Source organism: Photobacterium sp. TLY01, from assembly GCF_021432065.1.
GTDB lineage: Bacteria > Pseudomonadota > Gammaproteobacteria > Enterobacterales > Vibrionaceae > Photobacterium > Photobacterium halotolerans_A.
The window spans coordinates 286673-310702 of the sequence record NZ_CP090364.1; the positions used below are offsets into that span (position 1 = coordinate 286673).

At 48.9% G+C, this 24030-nt stretch carries 32 protein-coding genes, 1 tRNA gene and 2 rRNA genes; all 35 read left to right on the forward strand.

Annotated features, from left to right (window positions below; genetic code table 11):
• The first annotated feature begins 42 nt into the window (after window positions 1-42).
• Window positions 43-2139: an elongation factor G gene (fusA, locus tag LN341_RS01375; protein WP_046220300.1), complete on the forward strand. Its 2097-nt coding sequence runs from the start codon at window positions 43-45 to the stop codon at window positions 2137-2139.
• A 105-nt stretch (window positions 2140-2244) separates the two neighbouring features.
• The gene (tuf, locus tag LN341_RS01380) at window positions 2245-3429 is read left to right on the forward strand and encodes an elongation factor Tu (RefSeq protein ID WP_234203898.1); all 1185 of its coding nucleotides are present in this window, start codon (window positions 2245-2247) and stop codon (window positions 3427-3429) included.
• A 262-nt stretch (window positions 3430-3691) separates the two neighbouring features.
• A complete protein-coding gene (locus LN341_RS01385) occupies window positions 3692-3925 on the forward strand; it encodes a (2Fe-2S)-binding protein (protein ID WP_046222537.1) in 234 nt (77 codons plus the stop codon).
• A gap of 82 nt (window positions 3926-4007) precedes the next feature.
• Window positions 4008-4484: a bacterioferritin gene (gene bfr, locus LN341_RS01390; protein ID WP_046222538.1), complete on the forward strand. Its 477-nt coding sequence runs from the start codon at window positions 4008-4010 to the stop codon at window positions 4482-4484.
• Between the two features lie 348 nt (window positions 4485-4832).
• Window positions 4833-5144 carry a 30S ribosomal protein S10 gene (gene rpsJ / locus LN341_RS01395; RefSeq protein WP_005501283.1) on the forward strand — a complete coding sequence of 104 codons (312 nt, stop codon included), beginning with the start codon at window positions 4833-4835 and terminating at the stop codon, window positions 5142-5144.
• Window positions 5145-5158: 14 nt separating this feature from the next.
• Entirely contained in the window at window positions 5159-5788 is a 630-nt protein-coding gene (gene rplC, locus LN341_RS01400) for a 50S ribosomal protein L3 (RefSeq protein ID WP_027251940.1), read from the forward strand.
• A 16-nt stretch (window positions 5789-5804) separates the two neighbouring features.
• Window positions 5805-6407, forward strand: a complete 603-nt coding sequence (rplD, locus tag LN341_RS01405) for a 50S ribosomal protein L4 (RefSeq protein WP_027251941.1) — start codon at window positions 5805-5807, stop codon at window positions 6405-6407.
• Window positions 6404-6706 carry a 50S ribosomal protein L23 gene (rplW, locus tag LN341_RS01410; RefSeq protein ID WP_027251942.1) on the forward strand — a complete coding sequence of 101 codons (303 nt, stop codon included), beginning with the start codon at window positions 6404-6406 and terminating at the stop codon, window positions 6704-6706. The genes rplD and rplW overlap by 4 nt, the downstream gene beginning before the upstream one ends.
• Before the next feature lie 18 nt (window positions 6707-6724).
• Window positions 6725-7549, forward strand: coding sequence for a 50S ribosomal protein L2 (gene rplB / locus LN341_RS01415; RefSeq protein WP_027251943.1), 825 nt, complete (start codon window positions 6725-6727; stop codon window positions 7547-7549).
• Window positions 7550-7569: 20 nt separating this feature from the next.
• Window positions 7570-7848, forward strand: a complete 279-nt coding sequence (gene rpsS, locus LN341_RS01420; RefSeq protein WP_007469141.1) for a 30S ribosomal protein S19 — start codon at window positions 7570-7572, stop codon at window positions 7846-7848.
• Window positions 7849-7862: 14 nt separating this feature from the next.
• Complete coding sequence (gene rplV / locus LN341_RS01425) at window positions 7863-8195, forward strand: 50S ribosomal protein L22 (protein WP_027251944.1); 333 nt, start codon at window positions 7863-7865, stop codon at window positions 8193-8195.
• 19 nt (window positions 8196-8214) lie between these two features.
• Window positions 8215-8907, forward strand: a complete 693-nt coding sequence (gene rpsC / locus LN341_RS01430; RefSeq protein WP_027251945.1) for a 30S ribosomal protein S3 — start codon at window positions 8215-8217, stop codon at window positions 8905-8907.
• A gap of 11 nt (window positions 8908-8918) precedes the next feature.
• Complete coding sequence (gene rplP, locus LN341_RS01435; RefSeq protein WP_046222539.1) at window positions 8919-9329, forward strand: 50S ribosomal protein L16; 411 nt, start codon at window positions 8919-8921, stop codon at window positions 9327-9329.
• Window positions 9329-9520 (forward strand): 50S ribosomal protein L29, encoded by a 192-nt coding sequence (gene rpmC / locus LN341_RS01440; protein ID WP_027251947.1) that lies wholly within the window; start codon window positions 9329-9331, stop codon window positions 9518-9520. The genes rplP and rpmC overlap by 1 nt, the downstream gene beginning before the upstream one ends.
• Window positions 9520-9774 (forward strand): 30S ribosomal protein S17, encoded by a 255-nt coding sequence (gene rpsQ, locus LN341_RS01445; RefSeq protein WP_027251948.1) that lies wholly within the window; start codon window positions 9520-9522, stop codon window positions 9772-9774. The genes rpmC and rpsQ overlap by 1 nt, the downstream gene beginning before the upstream one ends.
• A gap of 164 nt (window positions 9775-9938) precedes the next feature.
• The gene (gene rplN, locus LN341_RS01450; protein WP_027251949.1) at window positions 9939-10310 is read left to right on the forward strand and encodes a 50S ribosomal protein L14; all 372 of its coding nucleotides are present in this window, start codon (window positions 9939-9941) and stop codon (window positions 10308-10310) included.
• A gap of 12 nt (window positions 10311-10322) precedes the next feature.
• Window positions 10323-10637: a 50S ribosomal protein L24 gene (rplX, locus tag LN341_RS01455; RefSeq protein WP_027251950.1), complete on the forward strand. Its 315-nt coding sequence runs from the start codon at window positions 10323-10325 to the stop codon at window positions 10635-10637.
• Window positions 10638-10652: 15 nt separating this feature from the next.
• Window positions 10653-11192, forward strand: coding sequence for a 50S ribosomal protein L5 (gene rplE, locus LN341_RS01460; RefSeq protein ID WP_046222540.1), 540 nt, complete (start codon window positions 10653-10655; stop codon window positions 11190-11192).
• Window positions 11193-11208: 16 nt separating this feature from the next.
• Window positions 11209-11514 (forward strand): 30S ribosomal protein S14, encoded by a 306-nt coding sequence (gene rpsN, locus LN341_RS01465; RefSeq protein ID WP_027251952.1) that lies wholly within the window; start codon window positions 11209-11211, stop codon window positions 11512-11514.
• 36 nt (window positions 11515-11550) lie between these two features.
• Window positions 11551-11943: a 30S ribosomal protein S8 gene (gene rpsH / locus LN341_RS01470; protein ID WP_027251953.1), complete on the forward strand. Its 393-nt coding sequence runs from the start codon at window positions 11551-11553 to the stop codon at window positions 11941-11943.
• A gap of 13 nt (window positions 11944-11956) precedes the next feature.
• Window positions 11957-12490 (forward strand): 50S ribosomal protein L6, encoded by a 534-nt coding sequence (rplF, locus tag LN341_RS01475; RefSeq protein WP_027251954.1) that lies wholly within the window; start codon window positions 11957-11959, stop codon window positions 12488-12490.
• A 9-nt stretch (window positions 12491-12499) separates the two neighbouring features.
• Window positions 12500-12853 carry a 50S ribosomal protein L18 gene (rplR, locus tag LN341_RS01480; RefSeq protein WP_027251955.1) on the forward strand — a complete coding sequence of 118 codons (354 nt, stop codon included), beginning with the start codon at window positions 12500-12502 and terminating at the stop codon, window positions 12851-12853.
• A gap of 12 nt (window positions 12854-12865) precedes the next feature.
• The gene (gene rpsE / locus LN341_RS01485) at window positions 12866-13363 is read left to right on the forward strand and encodes a 30S ribosomal protein S5 (protein ID WP_027251956.1); all 498 of its coding nucleotides are present in this window, start codon (window positions 12866-12868) and stop codon (window positions 13361-13363) included.
• A 5-nt stretch (window positions 13364-13368) separates the two neighbouring features.
• Window positions 13369-13548 (forward strand): 50S ribosomal protein L30, encoded by a 180-nt coding sequence (gene rpmD / locus LN341_RS01490; RefSeq protein WP_027251957.1) that lies wholly within the window; start codon window positions 13369-13371, stop codon window positions 13546-13548.
• 5 nt (window positions 13549-13553) lie between these two features.
• Window positions 13554-13988 carry a 50S ribosomal protein L15 gene (gene rplO / locus LN341_RS01495; RefSeq protein WP_027251958.1) on the forward strand — a complete coding sequence of 145 codons (435 nt, stop codon included), beginning with the start codon at window positions 13554-13556 and terminating at the stop codon, window positions 13986-13988.
• Window positions 13989-14010: 22 nt separating this feature from the next.
• Window positions 14011-15342, forward strand: coding sequence for a preprotein translocase subunit SecY (gene secY / locus LN341_RS01500; RefSeq protein ID WP_027251959.1), 1332 nt, complete (start codon window positions 14011-14013; stop codon window positions 15340-15342).
• A gap of 29 nt (window positions 15343-15371) precedes the next feature.
• Entirely contained in the window at window positions 15372-15485 is a 114-nt protein-coding gene (gene rpmJ / locus LN341_RS01505; protein WP_000868186.1) for a 50S ribosomal protein L36, read from the forward strand.
• 144 nt (window positions 15486-15629) lie between these two features.
• Complete coding sequence (gene rpsM, locus LN341_RS01510) at window positions 15630-15986, forward strand: 30S ribosomal protein S13 (protein ID WP_027251960.1); 357 nt, start codon at window positions 15630-15632, stop codon at window positions 15984-15986.
• A 19-nt stretch (window positions 15987-16005) separates the two neighbouring features.
• Window positions 16006-16395, forward strand: a complete 390-nt coding sequence (gene rpsK / locus LN341_RS01515) for a 30S ribosomal protein S11 (protein ID WP_027251961.1) — start codon at window positions 16006-16008, stop codon at window positions 16393-16395.
• Between the two features lie 32 nt (window positions 16396-16427).
• On the forward strand, window positions 16428-17048 hold the full coding sequence (gene rpsD / locus LN341_RS01520; RefSeq protein ID WP_027251962.1) for a 30S ribosomal protein S4: 621 nt from the start codon (window positions 16428-16430) through the stop codon (window positions 17046-17048).
• A 23-nt stretch (window positions 17049-17071) separates the two neighbouring features.
• The gene (gene rpoA, locus LN341_RS01525) at window positions 17072-18061 is read left to right on the forward strand and encodes a DNA-directed RNA polymerase subunit alpha (protein ID WP_027251963.1); all 990 of its coding nucleotides are present in this window, start codon (window positions 17072-17074) and stop codon (window positions 18059-18061) included.
• A gap of 33 nt (window positions 18062-18094) precedes the next feature.
• Window positions 18095-18481: a 50S ribosomal protein L17 gene (rplQ, locus tag LN341_RS01530; protein ID WP_027251964.1), complete on the forward strand. Its 387-nt coding sequence runs from the start codon at window positions 18095-18097 to the stop codon at window positions 18479-18481.
• A gap of 672 nt (window positions 18482-19153) precedes the next feature.
• Window positions 19154-20705: ribosomal RNA gene (locus tag LN341_RS01535) — 16S ribosomal RNA — on the forward strand.
• Window positions 20706-20773: 68 nt separating this feature from the next.
• Window positions 20774-20849, forward strand: a tRNA-Glu gene (locus LN341_RS01540).
• 264 nt (window positions 20850-21113) lie between these two features.
• Window positions 21114-24003, forward strand: a 23S ribosomal RNA gene (locus tag LN341_RS01545).
• Together the 16S and 23S rRNA genes with 1 tRNA gene alongside form the textbook arrangement of a ribosomal RNA operon.
• The last annotated feature ends 27 nt before the right edge of the window (window positions 24004-24030 follow it).

A 24030-nucleotide genomic window follows, 5' to 3' on the forward strand; every position in this document is an offset into this window, starting at 1 on the left:
CGTACCATTTTCTAAGGATAACCTTAGTAAGAGGATTCAACCGTGGCTCGCAAAACTCCTATCGAGCGTTACCGTAACATCGGTATTTGTGCTCACGTAGACGCCGGTAAAACAACCACGACCGAGCGTATCCTGTTTTACACAGGTCTTTCCCATAAAATTGGTGAAGTACATGATGGTGCAGCTACCATGGACTGGATGGAGCAGGAGCAGGAGCGTGGGATCACTATCACCTCTGCTGCCACTACAACCTTCTGGCGTGGTATGGACGCTCAGTTTCCTGAGCATCGCATCAATATTATCGACACCCCGGGACACGTTGATTTCACGATCGAAGTAGAGCGTTCTCTGCGCGTACTTGATGGTGCAGTGGTTGTGTTCTGTGGCTCATCTGGTGTTGAACCTCAGTCTGAAACAGTATGGCGTCAGGCTGACAAATACGAAGTACCGCGTATGGTCTTCGTGAACAAGATGGACCGTGCAGGCGCTGATTTCCTGCGTGTGATTGAGCAAATCAAAGTTCGTCTTGGCGCAAATCCGGTGCCTATTCAGCTGAATATTGGTGCGGAAGAAGAATTCAAAGGTGTGATCGACCTGATTAAAATGAAAGCGATCAACTGGGATGAAGCCGATCAAGGCATGAGCTTCACATATGAAGATATCCCGGCAGATATGCAAGAGCTGGCCGAAGAATGGCACACGAATCTGGTTGAGTCAGCGGCTGAGGCATCAGAAGAACTGATGGATAAATACCTTGAAGAAGGTACCTTGTCTGAAGATGAAATCAAGGCCGGTCTGCGCCAACGTACGCTGAATAATGAAATCGTACTGGCAACCTGTGGCTCTGCATTTAAGAACAAAGGTGTTCAGGCTGTACTGGATGCGGTTGTTGAATTCTTGCCATCGCCAACGGAAGTAAAAGCAATCCGTGGTGAAGATATGGAAGGCAATGAAGTGATCCGCCACTCAAGCGACGAAGAACCCTTCGCGGCACTGGCGTTTAAGATCGCAACCGACCCGTTCGTAGGCACTCTGACATTTATGCGTGTTTATTCCGGTGTTGTGAATTCAGGCGATAGCGTCTACAACACGGTGAAAGATAAGCGTGAACGCTTTGGTCGTATCGTTCAGATGCACTCTAATAAGCGTGAAGAAATTAAAGAAGTTCGAGCTGGCGACATCGCGGCAGCAATTGGCCTGAAGAACGTCACGACAGGTGACACTCTGTGCGACCCGGATCATAAAGTGATTCTGGAGCGGATGGAATTCCCAGAGCCAGTGATTCAGATTGCTGTTGAACCAAGGTCGAAAGCCGACCAGGAAAAAATGGGTATTGCACTGGGTAAACTGGCTGCAGAAGATCCATCATTCCGGGTAGAAACCGATGAAGAATCTGGCCAGACCCTGATTTCGGGTATGGGTGAGCTTCATCTGGATATCATCGTTGACCGTATGAAGCGTGAGTTCAGCGTTGAATGTAACGTTGGTAAGCCTCAGGTTGCTTTCCGTGAAACTATCCGTGGTAAAACGGAAGTGGAAGGAAAGTTCGTACGTCAATCTGGTGGTCGCGGCCAGTACGGTCACGTCTGGCTGAAGATTGAACCTTCAGAGCCGAATGCCGGTTTCGTCTTTGTAGACGAAGTCGTCGGTGGTGCAGTACCGAGAGAATATATCGGTGCTGTTGCGAAAGGTATCGAAGAGCAGATGAAAAATGGTGTGCTTGCCGGTTATCCGGTACTGGACGTCAAAGCGACGCTGTTCGATGGTTCATACCACGATGTTGACTCGAGCGAAATGGCGTTTAAGATCGCCGGTTCTATGGCGTTCAGGAAGGGGGCACTTGATGCGCAACCTGTTATTCTTGAACCTATGATGAAAGTTGAAGTAACCACACCGGAAGACTGGATGGGTGACGTTGTTGGCGACTTGAACCGTCGTCGCGGCATCATTGGCGGTATGGACGAAGGCCCTGCCGGGCTGAAGATTATCCGTGCCCATGTTCCGCTTTCTGAAATGTTTGGTTACGCAACGGATCTTCGTTCTGCTACCCAAGGCCGTGCTTCCTATTCGATGGAGTTCAGCGAATATGCTGAAGTTCCGAAGAATATCGCCGATGGAATCATCGCTGAACGCGGCTAAACATTAGCAGAAATATTGCGTCAGCTTCGGTTGGCGCATAAAATACAACTTCTGACGCGTCCCGCCAATATGTGGGGCGAATCACAACTAGGAAGGAACACGATCGTGTCTAAAGAAAAATTTGAACGTACGAAACCGCACGTTAACGTTGGTACTATCGGCCACGTTGACCACGGTAAAACCACTCTGACTGCTGCTATCTGTACTACTTTGGCTAAAGTATACGGTGGTGCTGCACGTGACTTCGCATCTATCGATAATGCGCCAGAAGAGCGTGAGCGTGGTATCACTATCTCTACTTCTCACGTAGAGTACGATACTCCGACTCGCCACTACGCACACGTAGACTGCCCAGGACACGCTGACTACGTTAAGAACATGATCACCGGTGCTGCTCAGATGGACGGTGGTATCCTGGTTGTTGCTGCGACTGATGGCCCTATGCCTCAGACTCGTGAGCACATCCTGCTGGGTCGTCAGGTTGGTATCCCTTACATCATCGTGTTCATGAACAAGTGTGACATGGTTGATGACGAAGAGCTGCTGGAGCTGGTTGAGATGGAAGTTCGTGAACTTCTGTCTGAGTACGACTTCCCAGGCGACGACTGCCCAGTAATCATGGGTTCTGCTCTGGGCGCGCTGAATGGCGAAGCTCAGTGGGAAGAGAAAATTGTTGAGCTGGCTGAAGCGCTGGATACTTACATCCCAGAGCCAGAGCGTGCGATCGACAAGCCGTTCATCCTGCCAATCGAAGACGTATTCTCAATCCAAGGCCGTGGTACTGTAGTTACTGGTCGTGTTGAGCAAGGTATCGTTCGCGTAGGTGACGAAGTTGCTATCGTTGGTATCAAAGACACCATCACTACTACTTGTACTGGTGTTGAGATGTTCCGTAAGCTTCTGGACGAAGGCCGTGCTGGTGAGAACGTTGGTGTTCTGCTGCGTGGTACTAAGCGTGACGAAGTTGAGCGTGGTCAAGTACTGGCTAAGCCTGGTTCAATCACTCCGCACACAACTTTCGAGTCTGAAGTATACGTTCTGTCTAAAGACGAAGGCGGCCGTCATACTCCGTTCTTCAAAGGCTACCGTCCACAGTTCTACTTCCGTACAACTGACGTGACCGGTACTATCGAACTGCCAGAAGGCGTTGAGATGGTTATGCCAGGTGACAACATCAAGATGGTTGTTACTCTGATCGCACCTATCGCAATGGACGAAGGTCTGCGCTTCGCAATCCGTGAAGGTGGCCGTACCGTTGGTGCTGGTGTTGTTGCTAAGATCGTTGCTTAATTAGCAAAGATTGAATCAACACGAAAAAGGGAGCTTCGGCTCCCTTTTTGTATATTCTGAACCTAATAGCAGACCTTCTCCGCTCAGTGTTTTCTTTTTTTGGGAAAACCTCCAAGCTAACTGCCTCTCTTTTCTACATATTCTCCAGGCGCAATTTTCTCCATGATTGATAACTAATTCATCTAGCAAAGTGACGGAACAAAAGTGGTAATGCTAACGGTTCTTGTTTATATTTGAGTCAGATGAGTTGTAGAGAGTTGTTATGTACGTTTGTCTGTGTCACGGAATTTCTGACAAAAAGATTGTGAAATTGATAGAAGAGGAAGGGGTGTCAGATATCCGTGGGATCAAAGCGATCACCCCTCTCGGTTCTCAATGTGGTAAGTGTATTCGCCAGGCAAAGGGTATCATTCAACATGTGGTTCTGGAGCGCGATACTGCTCAGGAGATTCCAGTGATTGACATCACTGAGGTTAGGCTCAAAAAAGCGAGCTAATCTTGGGTTGAACAACGTCTCTTTTTTGACACTCTTCAGATCGGTTCTAAGCTTAAAAGGACCGAGAGAGGAGTGTTAGCTAATGAAAGCCGATCCGAAAATCATTCAACATCTCAATAAAATCCTGGGCAATGAACTGGTGGCAATCAACCAGTACTTCCTCCATGCCCGTATGTACAAGGATTGGGGCCTCAAACATCTTGCCGATAAGGAATACCATGAATCGATCGATGAAATGAATCATGCCGATCATCTAATCGAACGGATCCTGTTTCTGGAGGGGATTCCGAATCTCCAGGACTTGGGTAAACTGCGTATTGGCGAAGATACCAAAGAAATGCTCGAGTGTGACCTCTCTCTGGAAATGGATGCCATTCCGGATTTACGTGACGCAATTCAGTACGCTGAAGAAGTAAGGGATTATGTCTCCCGGGATCTATTCCAGGACATTCTGGAAGATGAAGAAGAGCATGTCGACTGGCTGGAAACCCAACTCGGTTTGATCGAGCGCATGGGTATCAACAACTACAACCAGGCTCAGATTGTAGACGAAGACTAGTTTTGCACCATTCACAAGATATACCAGCCTTCATTTGTTCTCAGCAGATGAAGGCTTTTTTCATTTTACTGCTTAATTTCCCATCATCCCTTGCCTTTCATTTTGTGATCGGTATAATGCCCGGCACTGTCTCGAGAAGACGGTTGTGAACCAATAAGCGTTGAGGAAGGAATCAGTCCACTGATTCGGTAATGTATACTCTGACTTATGTTCGCAGTCATTCAATTGGCTGACAATGCGCCCAAAAGGGGTGCTACGTTCACATAAATCAATCGACATTCTCTCGTCCTTACGAGTTTGAGTGGCGATATTGTTTGTGTAAATTTTTTTGAATTGGAGCTCTGTCTCATGCAGAACCAACGTATTCGTATCCGCCTGAAGGCTTTCGATCACCGTTTGATCGACCAGTCAACTGCGGAGATCGTTGAAACAGCTAAGCGTACTGGCGCGCAGGTTCGTGGTCCAATCCCACTGCCTACTCGTAAAGAGCGTTTCACTGTTCTTATTTCTCCACACGTGAATAAGGACGCCCGTGATCAGTACGAAATCCGTACCCACAAGCGCCTTATCGACATCGTTGAGCCAACAGATAAGACTGTTGATGCTCTGATGCGTCTGGATCTAGCTGCTGGCGTTGATGTACAGATCAGCCTAGGTTAAGGGGAGATAAGAGAATGATTGGTCTAATCGGTCGTAAAGTGGGCATGACCCGCATCTTTACCGAAGATGGCGCTTCTATCCCAGTTACTGTGGTTGAAGTAGAAAATAACCGTGTTACTCAGGTTAAATCTGTAGACACTGATGGTTATAACGCTATCCAGGTTACCGCTGGTGCTAAGAAAGCAAGCCGCGTAAACAAAGCTGAAGCTGGTCACTTTGCGAAAGCAGGTGTTGAAGCTGGCCGTGGTTTGTGGGAATTCCGCCTGGACAATGGTGAAGAGTTCGCAGTAGGCGCTGAGCTGAACGTAGAACTGTTCAACGAAATTAAGAAAGTAGACGTTACTGGCACTTCTAAGGGTAAAGGTTTCCAAGGCGCTGTTAAGCGTTGGAACTTCCGTACTCAAGATATGAGCCACGGTAACTCCTTGTCTCACCGTGCCCCTGGTTCTATCGGTCAATGTCAGACTCCAGGTCGCGTATTTAAAGGCAAGAAAATGGCTGGTCACATGGGTGCTGAGCGTGTAACGACTCAGAACCTAGAGATCGTACGTGTTGACGCTGAGCGCAACCTGCTTCTGATCAAAGGTGCAGTACCAGGCGCAACTGGCGGCAACGTGATCGTAAAACCAGCTGTTAAAGCGTAACGTCGAGGAGTTAGTAATGGAATTGGTAGTCAAAGGCGCTGATGCGCTAGCTGTCTCCGAAACTACTTTTGGGCGTGAGTTTAACGAAGCGCTGGTGCACCAAGTAGTTGTTGCGTATGCAGCAGGTGCCCGTCAAGGTACTCGTGCACAAAAGACCCGTTCTGACGTATCTGGTGGCGGTGCTAAGCCATGGCGTCAAAAGGGTACTGGTCGTGCCCGTGCGGGTACAATCCGTAGCCCACTGTGGCGTACAGGTGGTGTAACTTTCGCAGCTCGTCCACAGGACCACAGCCAGAAAGTTAACAAGAAAATGTACCGCGGTGCGATGAAGTGCATCCTGTCTGAGCTGGTTCGTCAAGAGCGTCTGATCGTTGTTGATAACTTCTCAGTAGAAGCACCGAAAACGAAAGAGCTGGCTGCAAAGCTGAAAGAACTGGAACTGAACGATGTTCTGATCGTGACCGGTGAACTGGATGAGAATCTGTTCCTGGCAGCACGCAACCTGTACAAGGTTGACGTTCGCGATGCCGCTGCAATCGACCCAGTTAGCTTGATCGCATTCGACAAAGTAGTGATGACTGCTGCGGCAGTTAAGCAAGTTGAGGAGATGCTGGCATGATCACCGAAGAGCGTATCCTAAAAGTTCTGCGTGCTCCGCACATCTCTGAAAAAGCGACCATGGCTGCAGAAAACGGTAACACTATCGTTTTCAAAGTAGCGATGACCGCAACGAAGCGTGAGATCAAAGCGGCAGTTGAAAAACTGTTCGAGGTTGAAGTTAAGTCTGTAAATACTCTGATTGCTAAAGGTAAAACTAAGCGTCAAGGTATGCGCCAAGGCCGTCGTAGTGACTGGAAGAAAGCGTACGTGATCCTGAAAGAAGGTCAAGACATCGACTTCGCTGGTAGTGCAGAGTAAGGCTAGGAGCAAAGAAGAATGGCTATTGTAAAATGTAAGCCGACTTCCCCAGGTCGTCGCCACGTTGTTAAAGTGGTTAACTCTGACCTGCATAAGGGTAAGCCGTATGCACCACTTCTAGAGAAAAACTCTAAGACTGGTGGTCGTAACAATAACGGTCGTATTACTGTTCGTCACATCGGTGGTGGTAACAAACAACATTACCGTCTGATTGACTTTAAGCGTAATAAAGATGGTATCCCAGCGAAAGTTGAGCGTCTGGAATACGATCCAAACCGTAGCGCAAACATCGCTCTGGTTCTGTACGCAGACGGTGAGCGTCGTTACATCATTGCACCAAAAGGCATCCAAGCTGGTGATACTATCCAGTCTGGTTCAGATGCTGCGATCAAAGTAGGTAACACCCTGCCAATGCGCAACATCCCAGTCGGTTCAACTGTACACTGTGTTGAACTGAAGCCTGGTAAAGGTGCACAGCTGGCTCGTTCAGCTGGTACTTACGCACAAATCGTAGCTCGTGCTGGCGCATACGTAACTATTCGTCTGCGTTCTGGCGAAATGCGTAAAGTTCTTGCCGAAGGTCGTGCGACTCTGGGTGAGGTTGGTAACGGTGAGCATATGCTGCGTGAACTGGGTAAAGCCGGTGCTTCACGTTGGCGTGGTGTTCGTCCAACCGTACGTGGTGTTGTAATGAACCCAATCGACCACCCACACGGTGGTGGTGAAGGTCGTACTTCTGGTGGTCGTCACCCAGTGACACCATGGGGCGTACCGACTAAGGGTTACAAAACTCGTAAGAACAAACGTACCGACAAGTACATCGTACGTCGTCGTAATAAGTAATTTATATCAGAGGATAAGCCATGCCACGTTCTCTCAAGAAAGGTCCTTTTATTGACCTGCACTTGCTGAAGAAGGTAGAGAAAGCGGTGGAAAGCGGTGACAAGAAGCCTGTTAAGACTTGGTCCCGTCGCTCAATGATCATCCCTCAGATGATCGGTTTGACCATCGCTGTCCATAATGGTCGTCAGCACGTACCTGTTTTCGTTTCTGAAGAAATGATCGGTCATAAGCTGGGCGAATTTGCACCAACACGTACTTATCGCGGCCACGCTGCAGATAAGAAAGCTAAGAAGCGCTAAGAGGAGTATAGGTAATGGAAGCTATCGCTAAACATCGCTTTGCTCGCATCTCACCGCAGAAAGCTCGTTTGGTTGCGGATCAAGTGCGCGGTAAAACGGTTGCACAAGCTCTGGAAATTCTGACTTTCAGCAACAAAAAAGCTGCTGATCTGGTTAAGAAGGTTCTGGAATCCGCTATCGCTAATGCTGAGCACAACGAAGGCGCAGACATCGATGATTTGAATGTTGCGAAAATCTTCGTTGATGAAGGTCCAACCATGAAGCGTATTATGCCTCGTGCTAAAGGCCGTGCCGATCGCATCTTGAAGCGTTCTAGCCACATCACTGTTGTTGTAGCGGATCGCTAAGAGAGTAGGAGACAAAGCAATGGGTCAAAAAGTACATCCTAATGGTATTCGTCTTGGCATCGTGAAGCCTTGGAATACCACTTGGTATGCTAACAGCAACGAATTCGCTGACAACCTAGACGGCGACTTCAAGGTACGTCAATTCCTGACCAAGGAATTAGCAAAAGCGTCTCTGTCTCGTATCGTTATCGAGCGTCCTGCTAAGAGCATTCGTGTAACTATTCACACTGCTCGTCCAGGCGTTGTTATCGGTAAGAAAGGCGAAGACGTAGAGAAACTGCGCGCTCGCGTTGCTAAGATCGCTGGTGTGCCAGCTCAGATCAACATCGCTGAAGTTCGTAAGCCAGAGCTGGATGCACAGCTTGTTGGTGACAGCATCGCTTCTCAGCTGGAGCGTCGTGTTATGTTCCGTCGCGCGATGAAGCGTGCGGTACAAAATGCTATGCGTCTGGGCGCTAAAGGCATCAAAGTTGAAGTAAGCGGCCGTCTGGGCGGCGCTGAAATCGCACGTACTGAGTGGTACCGTGAAGGCCGTGTGCCTCTGCACACTCTGCGTGCTGACATTGATTATGCGACTTCTTCTGCTCACACCCAATACGGTGTAATTGGTATCAAAACTTGGATCTTCAAAGGTGAAGTTCTGGGTGGTATGCCAGTTGAAGAGCCTAAGGCTGATAACAAGCCGAAGAAGCAACGCAAAGGCCGTAAATAAGGAGTTTATTGATGCTGCAACCTAAACGCACTAAATTCCGCAAGACTCATAAGGGTCGTAACCGCGGTCTGGCGAACGGTACTGATGTAAGCTTCGGTACTTTCGGTCTGAAAGCAGTTGGCCGTGGCCGTATCACTGCTCGTCAGATCGAGGCTGCTCGTCGTGCTATGACTCGTCATATCAAACGTCAGGGCCAAATCTGGATTCGTATCTTCCCGGACAAGCCGATTACAAGCAAGCCGTTGGAAGTTCGTCAGGGTAAGGGTAAAGGTAACGTTGAGTACTGGGTAGCCCAAATCCAACCAGGTAAAGTTCTTTATGAAATGAATGGTGTTTCAGAAGATCTTGCTCGCGAAGCCTTTAAACTGGCCGCGCGTAAGCTTCCTGTAAAAACCACTTTCGTAACTAAGGCGGTGATGTGATGAACGCACAAGATCTGCGCGCAAAAAGCGTTGAAGAACTGAATGCTGAACTTGTGAACCTGCTGCGTGAGCAGTTCAACCTGCGTATGCAGGCTGCGACTGGTCAACTGCAACAGACTCACACTCTGAAAGCAGTACGTCGCGATATCGCACGTGTTAAAACCGTTCTGAATGAGAAGGCTGGCGCATAATGAGCGAGAAAATTCGTACTCAGCAGGGTCGTGTTGTTAGCGACAAGATGGACAAGTCTATCGTGGTTGCTATCGAACGTTTCGTGAAGCACCCAATCTATGGTAAGTTCATCAAGCGTACGACTAAACTGCACGCTCACGATGAGAACAACGAGTGTGGCATTGGCGACACAGTTGAGATCAGTGAGTGTCGTCCACTGTCTAAGAAAAAATCTTGGACTTTGGTACGCGTTGTTGAGAAAGCGCGCGTTTAAGCGAGTTTTAGCAACGACATAACTGAGCGGCCCCTGAAAAAACGGGGCCGTTTATTTTTTATCTACCCATTCTCAAAAAATGGTGTTATTATTCGCCGCCCTTGTAATAAAGGCGAATTCGACCCGAGATGGGTCTAGATGTTTTTGATAAGCGGAGCACTAACATGATCCAAATGCAAAGTATGCTAGATGCAGCCGATAACTCCGGCGCTCGTAGCGTAATGTGTATTAAGGTTCTGGGTGGTTCTCACCGTCGCTATGCACATATCGGTGACATCATCAAAGTTACTGTTAAGGAAGCAATTCCTCGCGGTAAAGTGAAAAAAGGTGATGTACTGAAAGCGGTGGTTGTGCGCACCCGTAAAGGCGTTCGTCGTCCAGACGGCTCTGTCATTCGCTTCGACCGTAATGCTTGCGTATTGCTGAACAACAATACAGAGCAACCAATCGGTACTCGTATCTTTGGCCCAGTGACTCGTGAACTTCGCTCTGCGAAATTCATGAAAATTGTTTCACTAGCGCCAGAAGTACTGTAAGGAGTGACGAAAATGGCAGCTAAAATCCGTCGTAACGACGAAGTTATCGTTCTTACTGGTAAAGATAAAGGTAAGAAAGGTAAAGTATCTAAGGTCCTGGCAACTGGTAAAATCGTTGTTGAAGGTATCAACCTGGTTAAAAAACACCAAAAGCCTGTACCGGCTATGGGTATCCAGGGTGGCATCGTTGAACAAGAAGCAGCTCTTGATGCTTCTAACGTTGCAATCTTTAACGCGGCAACTGGTAAAGCTGACCGTGTAGGCTTCCGATTTGAAGACGGCAAAAAAGTTCGTTTCTTCAAGTCTAATGGCGAAACTATCAAGTAATTTTGGAGTAGTACTATGGCGAAACTGCATGATTACTACAAAGAGTCTGTTGTAAAAGAGCTTTCTGACAAGTTCGAGTACAAGAGCATCATGCAAGTCCCAAGGATCGAAAAGATCACCCTGAACATGGGTGTCGGTGAAGCCTTGAACGACAAGAAGCTGTTGGAAAACGCAGCTGCTGATATGGCCGCAATTACAGGTCAAAAGCCGCTGGTTACCAAAGCTCGTAAGTCTGTTGCTGGCTTTAAGATCCGTGAGGGCTACCCGATCGGCTGTAAAGTAACCCTGCGTGGCGAACGTATGTGGGACTTTTTCGAACGTCTGATCTCTATTGCTGTACCGCGTATCCGTGATTTCCGTGGCTTAAACCCGAAATCATTTGACGGTCGTGGTAACTATAGCATGGGCGTTCGTGAGCAGATTATCTTCCCAGAGATCGATTTCGATAAAGTGGATCGTGTACGTGGTTTAGACATCACAATCACAACTACTGCGAACTCTGACGAAGAAGCTCGTGCTCTGCTGTCTGCTTTTAACTTCCCATTCCGTAAGTAAAAAGTAAGGGTTACTAATGGCTAAAGAATCTATGAAGGCACGTGAAGTAAAACGTGCCAAGCTGGTAGCAAAGTACGCTGAAAAGCGTGCAGCGCTTAAAGCTCTAATTAGCGACGTGAATGCGTCTGAAGAAGAACGCTGGGATGCAGTGCTCAAGCTTCAGTCTCTACCACGTGATTCAAGTCCATCTCGTCAGCGTAACCGCTGTAACCAGACTGGACGCCCACACGGGTACCTGCGTAAGTTTGGTCTGTCCCGTATCAAGGTTCGTGAAGCTTGCATGAAAGGCGAGATTCCGGGTCTGCGTAAGGCTAGCTGGTAATTTTATTACCAATTAAGAATCACGGAGTATTGACTTATGAGCATGCAAGATCCGATTTCGGATATGCTGACCCGCATTCGTAACGGTCAGGCAGCGAAGAAAGTTGCTGTTAAAATGCCATCTTCTAAGTTGAAAGTTGCCATCGCAGCTTTGCTGAAAGAAGAAGGTTTTGTGGCTGACTACGCCGTTTCTGGCGAAGTTAAGCCTGAACTCGAAGTTACTCTGAAGTACTTCGAGACTAAAGCTGTAATTGAGCAAATCCAGCGCGTTTCACGTCCTGGCCTGCGTATCTATAAGAAAAAAGATGCGCTGCCGACTGTGATGGGTGGCCTGGGTATTGCCGTTGTGTCCACTTCCAAGGGTCTGATGACTGACCGTGCTGCTCGTAAAGCAGGTCTTGGTGGTGAGATTATCTGCTACGTAGCTTAATAGGAGTAGGAAAATGTCACGTGTTGCAAAAGCACCTGTAGTTGTTCCTGCCGGCGTAGAAGTTAAACTCAACGGTCAGGAAATCACTGTAAAAGGTGGTAAGGGTGAGCTGGTTCGTGTAATCAACGAAGCAGTTGTACTAACCCAGGAAGAAAACACCATTAAGTTCGGTCCTCGCGACGGCTTCAACGATGCTTGGGCACAGGCTGGTACAGCTCGTGCACTGGTTAACAACATGGTTGTTGGTGTTACTGAAGGCTTTACTAAGAAGCTGATCCTTAAGGGTGTAGGTTATCGTGCTGCCATTAAAGGCAACGCTGTTGGCCTGACTCTGGGCTTCTCACACCCAGTTGAGCATGAACTGCCTGCAGGTATTAAAGCTGAGTGTCCAACTCAAACTGAAATCGTACTGACTGGTACTGATAAGCAGTTGATTGGTCAAGTCGCTGCAGACATTCGCGCTTACCGTAGCCCTGAGCCTTACAAAGGTAAAGGTGTTCGTTACGCCGACGAAGTCGTGCGTATTAAAGAAGCTAAGAAGAAGTAAGGTAACACTATGGATAAGAAAGCATCTCGTATCCGTCGTGCGACCAGAGCACGTCGTAAGATTGCTGAACTGGGTGCAACTCGCTTGGTAGTACACCGTACTCCACGCCATGTGTACGCTCAGGTAATCGCACCAAATGGCTCCGAGGTTATCGCTGCCGCTTCTACCGTAGAAAAAGCGATCCGTGAGCAAGTGAAGAGCACCGGTAACAAAGACGCTGCTGCAGTTGTGGGTAAAATCATCGCTGAGCGCGCGATTGAAAAAGGCATCTCTAACGTTGCATTCGATCGTTCCGGTTTCCAATACCACGGCCGCGTGGCTGCACTGGCAGAAGCTGCCCGTGAAGCTGGTCTGAAATTCTAAGGTAGGCGGAAGATGGCTAACGAAAAAACTCAATCAGATCTGCATGAAAAGCTGATCGCTGTTAACCGTGTATCTAAGACGGTTAAAGGTGGTCGTATTTTCAGCTTTACTGCACTAACTGTTGTTGGTGATGGTAATGGTCGCGTTGGTTTCGGTTACGGCAAAGCACGTGAAGTGCCTGCTGCAATCCAGAAAGCAATGGAAAAAGCACGCCGTAACATGGTTACAGTTGCCCTGAACGAAGGTACGCTACACCACGCTGTTAAAGGTCGCCACACTGGTTCTAAGGTGTACATGCAACCTGCATCAGAAGGTACTGGTATCATCGCCGGTGGTGCAATGCGTGCCGTGCTGGAAGTCGCTGGCGTGCATAACGTCCTGGCTAAAGCATACGGTTCTACAAACCCAATCAATATCGTTCGCGCGACTATTGATGGTTTGAGTGGTATGAACTCTCCAGAAATGATCGCTGCGAAGCGTGGTCTTTCTGTTAAAGAAATTCTGGAGTAATCGACATGGCTAAAACAATCAAAGTAACTCAGACTCGTAGCTCTATCGGTCGTTTGCCGAAGCATAAAGCTACACTGCGTGGCTTGGGCCTACGTCGCATCAACCACACTGTTGAGCTGGAAGATACTGCTTGCGTACGCGGCATGATCAACCAGGTTCATTACATGGTTAAAGTAGAGGAGTAATCAGAATGCGTTTGAATACTCTATCTCCGGCTGCGGGTTCTAAGCCTTCTGCGAAGCGCGTAGGCCGTGGTATCGGTTCAGGCCTGGGCAAAACTTGTGGCCGTGGTCACAAAGGTCAGAAATCACGTTCTGGTGGTTCTGTTCGCCCAGGTTTCGAAGGCGGTCAAATGCCTTTGAAACAGCGTCTACCAAAATTCGGTTTTACTTCTCGCAAGAGCCTGGTAACAGCTGAAGTTCGTCTGTCAGAGCTGGCGAAAGTTGAAGGTGACGTAGTAAGTCTGGAAACACTGAAAGCTGCAAACGTGATCACCAAGAACATGGAAACTGTTAAAGTTGTTCTGTCTGGTGAGATCAACCGCGCTGTTACAGTGAAAGGCTTACGCGTAACTAAAGGCGCTAAAGCTGCGATCGAAGCTGCAGGCGGTAAAATCGAGGAATAATTAACTCGAGGATGAGGTACAGATGGCTAAACAACCAGGACAAGATTTTAGTAGCGCAAAAGGTGGCCTAGCAGAGCTTAAGACTCGTCTGCTATTTGTAATAGGGGCTATCTTAATTTTCCGAGCTGGCTCTTTTGTGCCTATTCCTGGTATTGACGCTGCTGTACTAGCCGATCTGTTCGAACAGCAAAAGGGTACCATCATTGAACTGTTTAACATGTTCTCTGGTGGTGCACTTGAGCGTGCATCCATTTTAGCACTGGGCATTATGCCGTATATTTCGGCCTCGATTATTGTTCAGTTGCTAACGGTTGTTCATCCGGCTTTAGCCGAGTTGAAGAAAGAAGGTGAGTCTGGTCGCCGTAAGATCAGCCAGTATACTCGCTATGGCACGCTTGTGTTGGCAACCTTCCAAGCAATTGGTATTGCGACGGGGTTACCAAGTATGATCCCTGGCCTGGTACATAATCCTGGCCTTGGTTTCTACTTTGTTGCGGTCGTAAGTTTGGTCACCGGTACCATGTTCTTGATGTGGTTAGGTGAGCAGATTACAGAACGTGGCATTGGTAACGGTATATCTCTGATTATTTTCACAGGTATCGTTGCAGGATTGCCACCCGCTATTGGACAGACCGTAGAGCAAGCGCGTCAAGGTGAATTGCACGTACTTCTTCTACTGTTAATTGCAGTAATTTCTTTTGCTGTAATCTATTTTGTAGTGTTCATGGAACGTGGTCAGCGTCGTATCGTCGTGAACTACGCCAAACGCCAGCAAGGCCGTCGTGTCTATGCAGGTCAGAGCACTCATCTGCCATTGAAAATTAATATGGCAGGTGTGATTCCAGCAATTTTTGCATCCAGTATCATTCTTTTCCCTGGCACACTGGCTCAGTGGTTCGGTGGAAACGGAGAAGGTACTTTTGGCTTCCTGACGGATGTGTCTCTGGCACTAAGTCCGGGTCAGCCACTGTACGTTATGCTGTATGCTGCTGCGATTATCTTCTTCTGTTTCTTCTATACCGCGTTGGTGTTTAACCCGCGTGAAACAGCAGATAACCTGAAGAAATCCGGTGCGTTCATACCTGGTATTCGTCCGGGCGAGCAGACTGCGAAGTACATTGATAAAGTGATGACACGCCTGACTTTAGCTGGTGCGTTGTATATTACCTTTATCTGTCTGATCCCCGAGTTCATGATGATTGCTTGGAACGTTCGCTTCTACTTTGGCGGTACGTCACTACTGATTGTAGTTGTGGTTATTATGGACTTCATGGCTCAAGTTCAGACACACCTGATGTCTCAACAGTATGAGTCGGTTTTGAAAAAGGCTAATCTTAAAGGCTACGGCCGATAAGCTTGGTTATCCATTTACGGAGTTTAGCAATGAAAGTTCGTGCTTCCGTTAAGAAAATCTGCCGTAACTGTAAAGTTATCAAGCGCAACGGTGTTGTGCGTGTAATTTGCAGTGAGCCAAAGCATAAGCAACGCCAAGGCTAACCAGCAGAAATATTTCTTGCAAATTGAAGGTAGGTTGGCTAAATTAGCCAACCATCTTTTGTGTGTGCAAAAGAATTGTGACACCGCTGCGTATCCTAAACGGGCTTTGCAGCGGTTATTCTTGATAAGTACTAGGAGTGAATAGTGGCCCGTATTGCAGGCATTAACATTCCTGATCAAAAGCATGCTGTAATCGCACTGACTGCGATTTACGGCATCGGTAAAACTCGTTCAAAAGCTATTCTGGCTGATGTGGGTATTGCTGAAAATGTTAAGATCAGTGAACTAACTGAAGAGCAGATCGATCAACTGCGTGATGGTGTAGCTAAGTACACTGTAGAAGGTGATCTACGTCGTGAAGTTTCCATGAATATCAAGCGCCTAATGGATCTTGGTTGTTACCGTGGTCTTCGTCATCGTCGCAGTCTACCTCTACGTGGACAGCGTACTAAAACCAACGCTCGTACCCGTAAGGGTCCGCGCAAGCCGATCAAAAAATAATCGGATAAGGTAGAGTACAATGGCAAAACAACCAACTCGCGCTCGTAAGCGCGTACGCAAGCAAGTTGCTGATGGCGTAGCGCACATCCACGCTTCTTTCAACAACACAATCGTTACCATTACTGACCGTCAAGGTAATGCTCTGGCTTGGGCAACTGCCGGTGGTTCAGGTTTCCGTGGTTCTCGTAAATCTACACCGTTTGCTGCACAGGTTGCTGCTGAGCGTTGTGGTGAAATGGCCAAAGAATATGGCGTTAAGAACCTGGAAGTTATGGTGAAGGGCCCAGGTCCTGGTCGTGAGTCTACAATCCGTGCTCTGAATGCAGCGGGTTTCCGTATCACTAACATTGTTGATGCGACTCCGATCCCTCATAACGGTTGTCGTCCACCTAAGAAACGTCGCGTATAACGTTTCGTTTCTAGGAATATTGGAGAAAGAACATGGCAAGATATTTGGGTCCTAAGCTGAAGCTTAGCCGTCGTGAAGGCACTGACTTATTCCTTAAGTCTGGTGTTCGCGCGATTGATACCAAGTGTAAAATTGATAACGCGCCGGGCCAGCACGGTGCCCGTCGTGGCCGCCTGTCTGACTATGGCGTTCAGCTTCGCGAGAAGCAGAAAGTTCGTCGTACTTATGGCGTACTGGAAAAGCAATTCCGTAACTACTACAAAGAAGCTGCTCGCCTGAAAGGCAACACAGGTGAAAACCTGCTGCAACTTCTGGAAGGTCGTCTGGACAATGTTGTTTACCGCATGGGCTTTGGCGCAACTCGCGCTGAATCACGTCAGCTGGTAAGCCACAAAGCGATCCTGGTTAATGGTCAAGTCGTTAACATCCCATCTTTCCAGGTGGCTGCAAACGACGTTGTTAGCATTCGTGAGAAAGCTAAAAACCAAGCACGCATCAAAGCAGCTCTTGAAGTTGCTACTCAGCGTGAACTGCCGACTTGGGTCGAAGTAGACAGCAACAAAATGGAAGGTACCTTTAAGCGTCTTCCAGAGCGTTCTGATTTGTCTGCCGACATCAACGAACACCTGATCGTCGAGCTTTACTCTAAGTAAGGCTATAGTTAAGAGAGGACACAATGCAGGGTTCTGTAACAGAATTTCTTAAGCCGCGTCTTGTTGATATTGAACAAGTTAATACGACGCATGCAAAAGTAACTCTTGAGCCTCTGGAGCGTGGTTTTGGCCACACTCTAGGCAATGCTCTACGTCGTATTCTTCTGTCATCTATGCCTGGTTGCGCAGTGACTGAAGTAGAAATCGACGGTGTGTTACACGAGTACAGCACCAAAGAGGGAGTCCAAGAGGACGTTCTTGAAATCCTATTGAACCTGAAAGGCCTGGCCGTCAAGGTTGAAGGGAAAGACGAAGTCATCTTGAGCCTCAGTAAATCTGGTGCAGGCCCTGTTGTTGCAGGTGACATCACCCATGATGGTGATGTTGAGATTGCGAACCCAGAGCACGTGATCTGCCATTTGACTGATGACAATGCTGATATCAGCATGCGCATCAAGGTAGAGCGTGGTCGCGGCTATGTACCAGCATCTGCTCGTATTCACAGTGATGAAGATGAGCGTCCAATTGGTCGTCTGTTAGTTGATGCAACTTTCAGCCCAGTTGATCGTATCGCATACTCAGTCGAGGCTGCGCGTGTAGAACAGCGCACTGACCTTGATAAGCTGGTTATCGATATGGAGACCAATGGTACTCTTGATCCTGAGGAAGCGATTCGTCGTGCTGCCACTATTCTGGCAGAACAACTTGACGCATTCGTAGATCTGCGTGATGTACGAGTTCCTGAAGAGAAAGAAGAGAAGCCGGAGTTCGATCCGATCCTACTGCGTCCTGTAGACGATCTTGAACTAACTGTTCGCTCTGCTAACTGTTTGAAAGCAGAAGCGATCCACTACATCGGTGATCTTGTTCAGCGTACTGAGGTTGAGCTACTGAAAACGCCAAACCTGGGTAAGAAGTCTTTGACCGAAATCAAAGACGTGCTGGCTTCACGTGGTCTCTCTCTGGGCATGCGCCTGGAGAACTGGCCGCCAGCATCTATCGCTGAAGATTAATAGTTACTGATATCTAGTTAGAAGGATTAGGTCATGCGCCATCGTAAGAGTGGTCGTCAACTCAACCGCAACAGCAGTCATCGCAAAGCGATGTTCAGCAACATGGCTAGCTCTCTGGTACGTCACGAGCTTATCAAGACTACCTTGCCTAAGGCAAAAGAGCTGCGTCGCGTAATTGAGCCTTTGATTACCCTAGCTAAGACTGACAGTGTAGCTAACCGTCGTCTGGCATTTGCACGCACTCGTGATAACGAAGTCGTTGCTAAACTGTTTAACGAATTAGGTCCACGTTTTGCTCAACGTCCAGGCGGTTACACTCGCATTATGAAATGCGGTTTCCGTGCTGGTGATAAAGCCCCAATGGCTTACATTGAGCTGGTAGACCGTCCTGAAGCTCAGGAAGAAGCTGCTGCTGAATAAGCAATAGTTTAAAACGTAAGAAAGCCGGGCATTGCCCGGCTTTTTTTATCACTGGTTTTCACCGAAAGATCTGGTATTGCCCGGAACTGGGTGGTGATGGATTTAACCATTATTACTTTAGACTATATTCCCACTGCCCTTTTTTATCTCCCCATAACTTTCTTCTCCCGTTGCACTTTTTGTTTTATCCACAGTGAGAGTCTGTCAGCCCGCCGGTTTAGGGTGATTTTGCTGCCTTATTGTGCGTATTACTTATCTGTGGGTGAAAAGTGTTCGCTCGGTGTTTTTTTCTGTTTTTTTACTTGTCATGTGGTTCTGACTCTCTATAATGCCGCCTCACTGACACGGCAGAGCAGCAAAACTTAAGCGCTCGGCAGTGTAAGCGGTTAGAAAAACAAATTGGAAAAAGTGTTTGACACTTGTTTTTGATTGGTTAGAATGGCCGCCCGTTTCGAGAGATGAATCACAAAGATTTGCTTCGGAACAAGCTCTTTAACAATTTGACCATGCAATCTGTGTGGGCACTCGACAATGATACAGTCATCAAAGATTTTATCAGTGAACTGAGTGACCAAATCGATACTTAGGTATCGGCACAGTCAATTCGTTTCAACTTCGGTTGGAACATCAGTAATCACTGAGCCGCTTCTCTTTGGAGAAGCAACAAAACTTTAATTGAAGAGTTTGATCATGGCTCAGATTGAACGCTGGCGGCAGGCCTAACACATGCAAGTCGAGCGGCAGCGACATCAACAATCCTTCGGGTGCGTTGATGGGCGGCGAGCGGCGGACGGGTGAGTAATGCCTGGGAACATGCCTTAGTGTGGGGGATAACCATTGGAAACGATGGCTAATACCGCATAATGTCTTCGGACCAAAGCGGGGGACCTTCGGGCCTCGCGCGCTAAGATTGGCCCAGGTGGGATTAGCTAGTAGGTGGGGTAACGGCTCACCTAGGCGACGATCCCTAGCTGGTCTGAGAGGATGATCAGCCACACTGGAACTGAGACACGGTCCAGACTCCTACGGGAGGCAGCAGTGGGGAATATTGCACAATGGGGGAAACCCTGATGCAGCCATGCCGCGTGTGTGAAGAAGGCCTTCGGGTTGTAAAGCACTTTCAGCAGTGAGGAAGAGGTGGTGTTTAATAGATACCATCTTTGACGTTAGCTGCAGAAGAAGCACCGGCTAACTCCGTGCCAGCAGCCGCGGTAATACGGAGGGTGCGAGCGTTAATCGGAATTACTGGGCGTAAAGCGCATGCAGGCGGCGTGTTAAGCCAGATGTGAAAGCCCGGGGCTCAACCTCGGAATCGCATTTGGAACTGGCATGCTAGAGTCTTGTAGAGGGGGGTAGAATTTCAGGTGTAGCGGTGAAATGCGTAGAGATCTGAAGGAATACCGGTGGCGAAGGCGGCCCCCTGGACAAAGACTGACGCTCAGATGCGAAAGCGTGGGGAGCAAACAGGATTAGATACCCTGGTAGTCCACGCCGTAAACGATGTCTACTTGGAGGTTGGTGTCTTGAACACTGGCTTTCGGAGCTAACGCGTTAAGTAGACCGCCTGGGGAGTACGGTCGCAAGATTAAAACTCAAATGAATTGACGGGGGCCCGCACAAGCGGTGGAGCATGTGGTTTAATTCGATGCAACGCGAAGAACCTTACCTACTCTTGACATCCAGAGAACTTTCCAGAGATGGATTGGTGCCTTCGGGAACTCTGAGACAGGTGCTGCATGGCTGTCGTCAGCTCGTGTTGTGAAATGTTGGGTTAAGTCCCGCAACGAGCGCAACCCTTATCCTTGTTTGCCAGCACTTCGGGTGGGAACTCCAGGGAGACTGCCGGTGATAAACCGGAGGAAGGTGGGGACGACGTCAAGTCATCATGGCCCTTACGAGTAGGGCTACACACGTGCTACAATGGCGTATACAGAGGGCGGCGAGCTAGCGATAGTGAGCGAATCCCACAAAGTACGTCGTAGTCCGGATTGGAGTCTGCAACTCGACTCCATGAAGTCGGAATCGCTAGTAATCGTGGATCAGAATGCCACGGTGAATACGTTCCCGGGCCTTGTACACACCGCCCGTCACACCATGGGAGTGGGCTGCACCAGAAGTAGATAGCTTAACCTTCGGGAGGGCGTTTACCACGGTGTGGTTCATGACTGGGGTGAAGTCGTAACAAGGTAGCCCTAGGGGAACCTGGGGCTGGATCACCTCCTTACCTAAAGACTGTGTTTTTGATGCAGTGTCCACACAGATTGCTTGGTTAATATGTAAAGACGCAACAGTGTCCCATTCGTCTAGAGGCCTAGGACACCGCCCTTTCACGGCGGTAACAGGGGTTCGACTCCCCTATGGGACGCCACTTTCTAACTGCACTTGCGAGTGTGATTAGAAAGTGGCTTTTTTCTCCCCGGAGAAAAGAAACACATGCTCTTTAACAATCTGGAAAGCTGACTAGTAAATTCAATTTTAAAGATTGAATCAAAAACTGTTTCGAGAGAAACAGAGTTCTCAAGCAATACACATTCAAGTGTCTTGTGTAAGAGTCCGGCGAATAAACCAATTGTCTCTTTGTCAGAGACACAACCTTGGTTGTTTGAACATACGAAACCTCTTGGGGTTGTATGGTTAAGTGACTAAGCGTACACGGTGGATGCCTGGGCAGTCAGAGGCGATGAAGGACGTACTAACTTGCGATAAGCGGTGATGAGGCAGTAAGAGCCACTTGAGTCACCGATTTCCGAATGGGGAAACCCAGCTGCATAAGCAGTTATCATCAGGTGAATACATAGCCTGATGAGGCGAACCGGGGGAACTGAAACATCTAAGTACCCCGAGGAAGAGAAATCAACCGAGATTCCGGCAGTAGCGGCGAGCGAAACCGGATTAGCCCTTAAGCGTGTTTAGTGTCAGGTGAAGGTCCCTGGAAAGGGCCGCGATACAGGGTGACAGCCCCGTAACTGACGATGCTTTACACGTGAAAACGAGTAGGACGGGACACGTGTTATCCTGTCTGAACATGGGGGGACCATCCTCCAAGGCTAAATACTCCTGACTGACCGATAGTGAACCAGTACCGTGAGGGAAAGGCGAAAAGAACCCCTGTGAGGGGAGTGAAACAGAACCTGAAACCGTGTACGTACAAGCAGTAGGAGCAGGCTTGTCCTGTGACTGCGTACCTTTTGTATAATGGGTCAGCGACTTAATTTCAGTAGCAAGGTTAACCGTATAGGGGAGCCGTAGGGAAACCGAGTCTTAACTGGGCGTGCAGTTGCTGGGATTAGACCCGAAACCAGGTGATCTAGCCATGGGCAGGTTGAAGGTGAGGTAACACTTACTGGAGGACCGAACCGACTAATGTTGAAAAATTAGCGGATGACTTGTGGCTAGGGGTGAAAGGCCAATCAAACCTGGAGATAGCTGGTTCTCCCCGAAAGCTATTTAGGTAGCGCCTCGGACGAATACTACTGGGGGTAGAGCACTGTTAAGGCTAGGGGGTCATCCCGACTTACCAACCCTTTGCAAACTCCGAATACCAGTAAGTACTATCCGGGAGACACACGGCGGGTGCTAACGTCCGTCGTGGAGAGGGAAACAACCCAGACCGCCAGCTAAGGTCCCAAAGTATCACTAAGTGGGAAACGATGTGGGAAGGCTCAGACAGCCAGGATGTTGGCTTAGAAGCAGCCATCATTTAAAGAAAGCGTAATAGCTCACTGGTCGAGTCGGCCTGCGCGGAAGATTTAACGGGGCTAAGTGATACACCGAAGCTGCGGCAATGCAATTTATTGTATTGGGTAGGGGAGCGTTCTGTAAGCGGTTGAAGGTGTGCTGTAAGGCATGCTGGACGTATCAGAAGTGCGAATGCTGACATGAGTAACGACAAAGGGGGTGAAAAACCCCCTCGCCGGAAGACCAAGGGTTCCTGTCCAACGTTAATCGGGGCAGGGTAAGTCGACCCCTAAGGCGAGGCCGAAAGGCGTAGTCGATGGGAAACGGGTTAATATTCCCGTACTGCTTATTATTGCGATGGGGGGACGGAGAAGGCTAGGTGGGCCAGGCGACGGTTGTCCTGGTTTAAGGGTGTAGGCTGCAGAATTAGGCAAATCCGGTTCTGCATTAAGGCTGAGACCCGATGTCGAGTCACTACGGTGATGAAGTCATTGATGCCATGCTTCCGGGAAAAGCCTCTAAGCTTCAGATAATAAGCAATCGTACCCCAAACCGACACAGGTGGTCGGGTAGAGAATACCAAGGCGCTTGAGAGAACTCGGGTGAAGGAACTAGGCAAAATGGTACCGTAACTTCGGGAGAAGGTACGCTCTTGGCGGTGAAGTCCCTCGCGGATGGAGCTGCTGAGAGTCGCAGATACCAGGTGGCTGCAACTGTTTATTAAAAACACAGCACTGTGCAAAATCGAAAGATGACGTATACGGTGTGACGCCTGCCCGGTGCCGGAAGGTTAATTGATGGGGTTATCTTCGGAGAAGCTCTTGATCGAAGCCCCGGTAAACGGCGGCCGTAACTATAACGGTCCTAAGGTAGCGAAATTCCTTGTCGGGTAAGTTCCGACCTGCACGAATGGCGTAATGATGGCCACGCTGTCTCCACCCGAGACTCAGTGAAATTGAAATCGCAGTGAAGATGCTGCGTACCCGCGGCTAGACGGAAAGACCCCGTGAACCTTTACTACAGCTTGGCACTGAACATTGACCCTACATGTGTAGGATAGGTGGGAGGCTTCGAAGCAGGTACGCCAGTATCTGTGGAGCCGTCCTTGAAATACCACCCTTGTCGTGTTGATGTTCTAACGTCGCCCCGTTATCCGGGGTGCGGACAGTGCCTGGTGGGTAGTTTGACTGGGGCGGTCTCCTCCCAAAGCGTAACGGAGGAGCACGAAGGTGGGCTAATCACGGTCGGACATCGTGAGGTTAGTGCAATGGCATAAGCCCGCTTAACTGCGAGAATGACGGTTCGAGCAGGTGCGAAAGCAGGTCATAGTGATCCGGTGGTTCTGAATGGAAGGGCCATCGCTCAACGGATAAAAGGTACTCCGGGGATAACAGGCTGATACCGCCCAAGAGTTCATATCGACGGCGGTGTTTGGCACCTCGATGTCGGCTCATCACATCCTGGGGCTGAAGTCGGTCCCAAGGGTATGGCTGTTCGCCATTTAAAGTGGTACGCGAGCTGGGTTTAGAACGTCGTGAGACAGTTCGGTCCCTATCTGCCGTGGGCGCTGGATGATTGAAGGGAGTTGCTCCTAGTACGAGAGGACCGGAGTGAACGAACCGCTGGTGTTCGGGTTGTGTCGCCAGACGCATTGCCCGGTAGCTAAGTTCGGCATCGATAACCGCTGAAAGCATCTAAGCGGGAAGCGAGCCCTGAGATGAGTCATCCCTGAGGCTTTAAGCCTCCTGAAGGGCTGTTCGAGACTAGAACGTTGATAGGCAGGGTGTGTAAGCGTTGTGAGGCGCTCAGCTAACCTGTACTAATTGCCCGTGAGGCTTAACCATACAACACCCAAGGGGTTTTAGCGGACT

Coding starts and splice junctions, on each gene's coding strand:
- LN341_RS01385 (WP_046222537.1), top strand. CDS start 3,692: ATGTACGTTTGTCTGTGTCACGGAATTTCTGACAAAAAGATTGTGAAA.
- bfr (WP_046222538.1), top strand. CDS start 4,008: ATGAAAGCCGATCCGAAAATCATTCAACATCTCAATAAAATCCTGGGC.
- rpsJ (WP_005501283.1), top strand. CDS start 4,833: ATGCAGAACCAACGTATTCGTATCCGCCTGAAGGCTTTCGATCACCGT.
- rplC (WP_027251940.1), top strand. CDS start 5,159: ATGATTGGTCTAATCGGTCGTAAAGTGGGCATGACCCGCATCTTTACC.
- rplD (WP_027251941.1), top strand. CDS start 5,805: ATGGAATTGGTAGTCAAAGGCGCTGATGCGCTAGCTGTCTCCGAAACT.
- rplW (WP_027251942.1), top strand. CDS start 6,404: ATGATCACCGAAGAGCGTATCCTAAAAGTTCTGCGTGCTCCGCACATC.
- rplB (WP_027251943.1), top strand. CDS start 6,725: ATGGCTATTGTAAAATGTAAGCCGACTTCCCCAGGTCGTCGCCACGTT.
- rpsS (WP_007469141.1), top strand. CDS start 7,570: ATGCCACGTTCTCTCAAGAAAGGTCCTTTTATTGACCTGCACTTGCTG.
- rplV (WP_027251944.1), top strand. CDS start 7,863: ATGGAAGCTATCGCTAAACATCGCTTTGCTCGCATCTCACCGCAGAAA.
- rpsC (WP_027251945.1), top strand. CDS start 8,215: ATGGGTCAAAAAGTACATCCTAATGGTATTCGTCTTGGCATCGTGAAG.
- rplP (WP_046222539.1), top strand. CDS start 8,919: ATGCTGCAACCTAAACGCACTAAATTCCGCAAGACTCATAAGGGTCGT.
- rpmC (WP_027251947.1), top strand. CDS start 9,329: ATGAACGCACAAGATCTGCGCGCAAAAAGCGTTGAAGAACTGAATGCT.
- rpsQ (WP_027251948.1), top strand. CDS start 9,520: ATGAGCGAGAAAATTCGTACTCAGCAGGGTCGTGTTGTTAGCGACAAG.
- rplN (WP_027251949.1), top strand. CDS start 9,939: ATGATCCAAATGCAAAGTATGCTAGATGCAGCCGATAACTCCGGCGCT.
- rplX (WP_027251950.1), top strand. CDS start 10,323: ATGGCAGCTAAAATCCGTCGTAACGACGAAGTTATCGTTCTTACTGGT.
- rplE (WP_046222540.1), top strand. CDS start 10,653: ATGGCGAAACTGCATGATTACTACAAAGAGTCTGTTGTAAAAGAGCTT.
- rpsN (WP_027251952.1), top strand. CDS start 11,209: ATGGCTAAAGAATCTATGAAGGCACGTGAAGTAAAACGTGCCAAGCTG.
- rpsH (WP_027251953.1), top strand. CDS start 11,551: ATGAGCATGCAAGATCCGATTTCGGATATGCTGACCCGCATTCGTAAC.
- rplF (WP_027251954.1), top strand. CDS start 11,957: ATGTCACGTGTTGCAAAAGCACCTGTAGTTGTTCCTGCCGGCGTAGAA.
- rplR (WP_027251955.1), top strand. CDS start 12,500: ATGGATAAGAAAGCATCTCGTATCCGTCGTGCGACCAGAGCACGTCGT.
- rpsE (WP_027251956.1), top strand. CDS start 12,866: ATGGCTAACGAAAAAACTCAATCAGATCTGCATGAAAAGCTGATCGCT.
- rpmD (WP_027251957.1), top strand. CDS start 13,369: ATGGCTAAAACAATCAAAGTAACTCAGACTCGTAGCTCTATCGGTCGT.
- rplO (WP_027251958.1), top strand. CDS start 13,554: ATGCGTTTGAATACTCTATCTCCGGCTGCGGGTTCTAAGCCTTCTGCG.
- secY (WP_027251959.1), top strand. CDS start 14,011: ATGGCTAAACAACCAGGACAAGATTTTAGTAGCGCAAAAGGTGGCCTA.
- rpmJ (WP_000868186.1), top strand. CDS start 15,372: ATGAAAGTTCGTGCTTCCGTTAAGAAAATCTGCCGTAACTGTAAAGTT.
- rpsK (WP_027251961.1), top strand. CDS start 16,006: ATGGCAAAACAACCAACTCGCGCTCGTAAGCGCGTACGCAAGCAAGTT.
- rpsD (WP_027251962.1), top strand. CDS start 16,428: ATGGCAAGATATTTGGGTCCTAAGCTGAAGCTTAGCCGTCGTGAAGGC.
- rpoA (WP_027251963.1), top strand. CDS start 17,072: ATGCAGGGTTCTGTAACAGAATTTCTTAAGCCGCGTCTTGTTGATATT.
- rplQ (WP_027251964.1), top strand. CDS start 18,095: ATGCGCCATCGTAAGAGTGGTCGTCAACTCAACCGCAACAGCAGTCAT.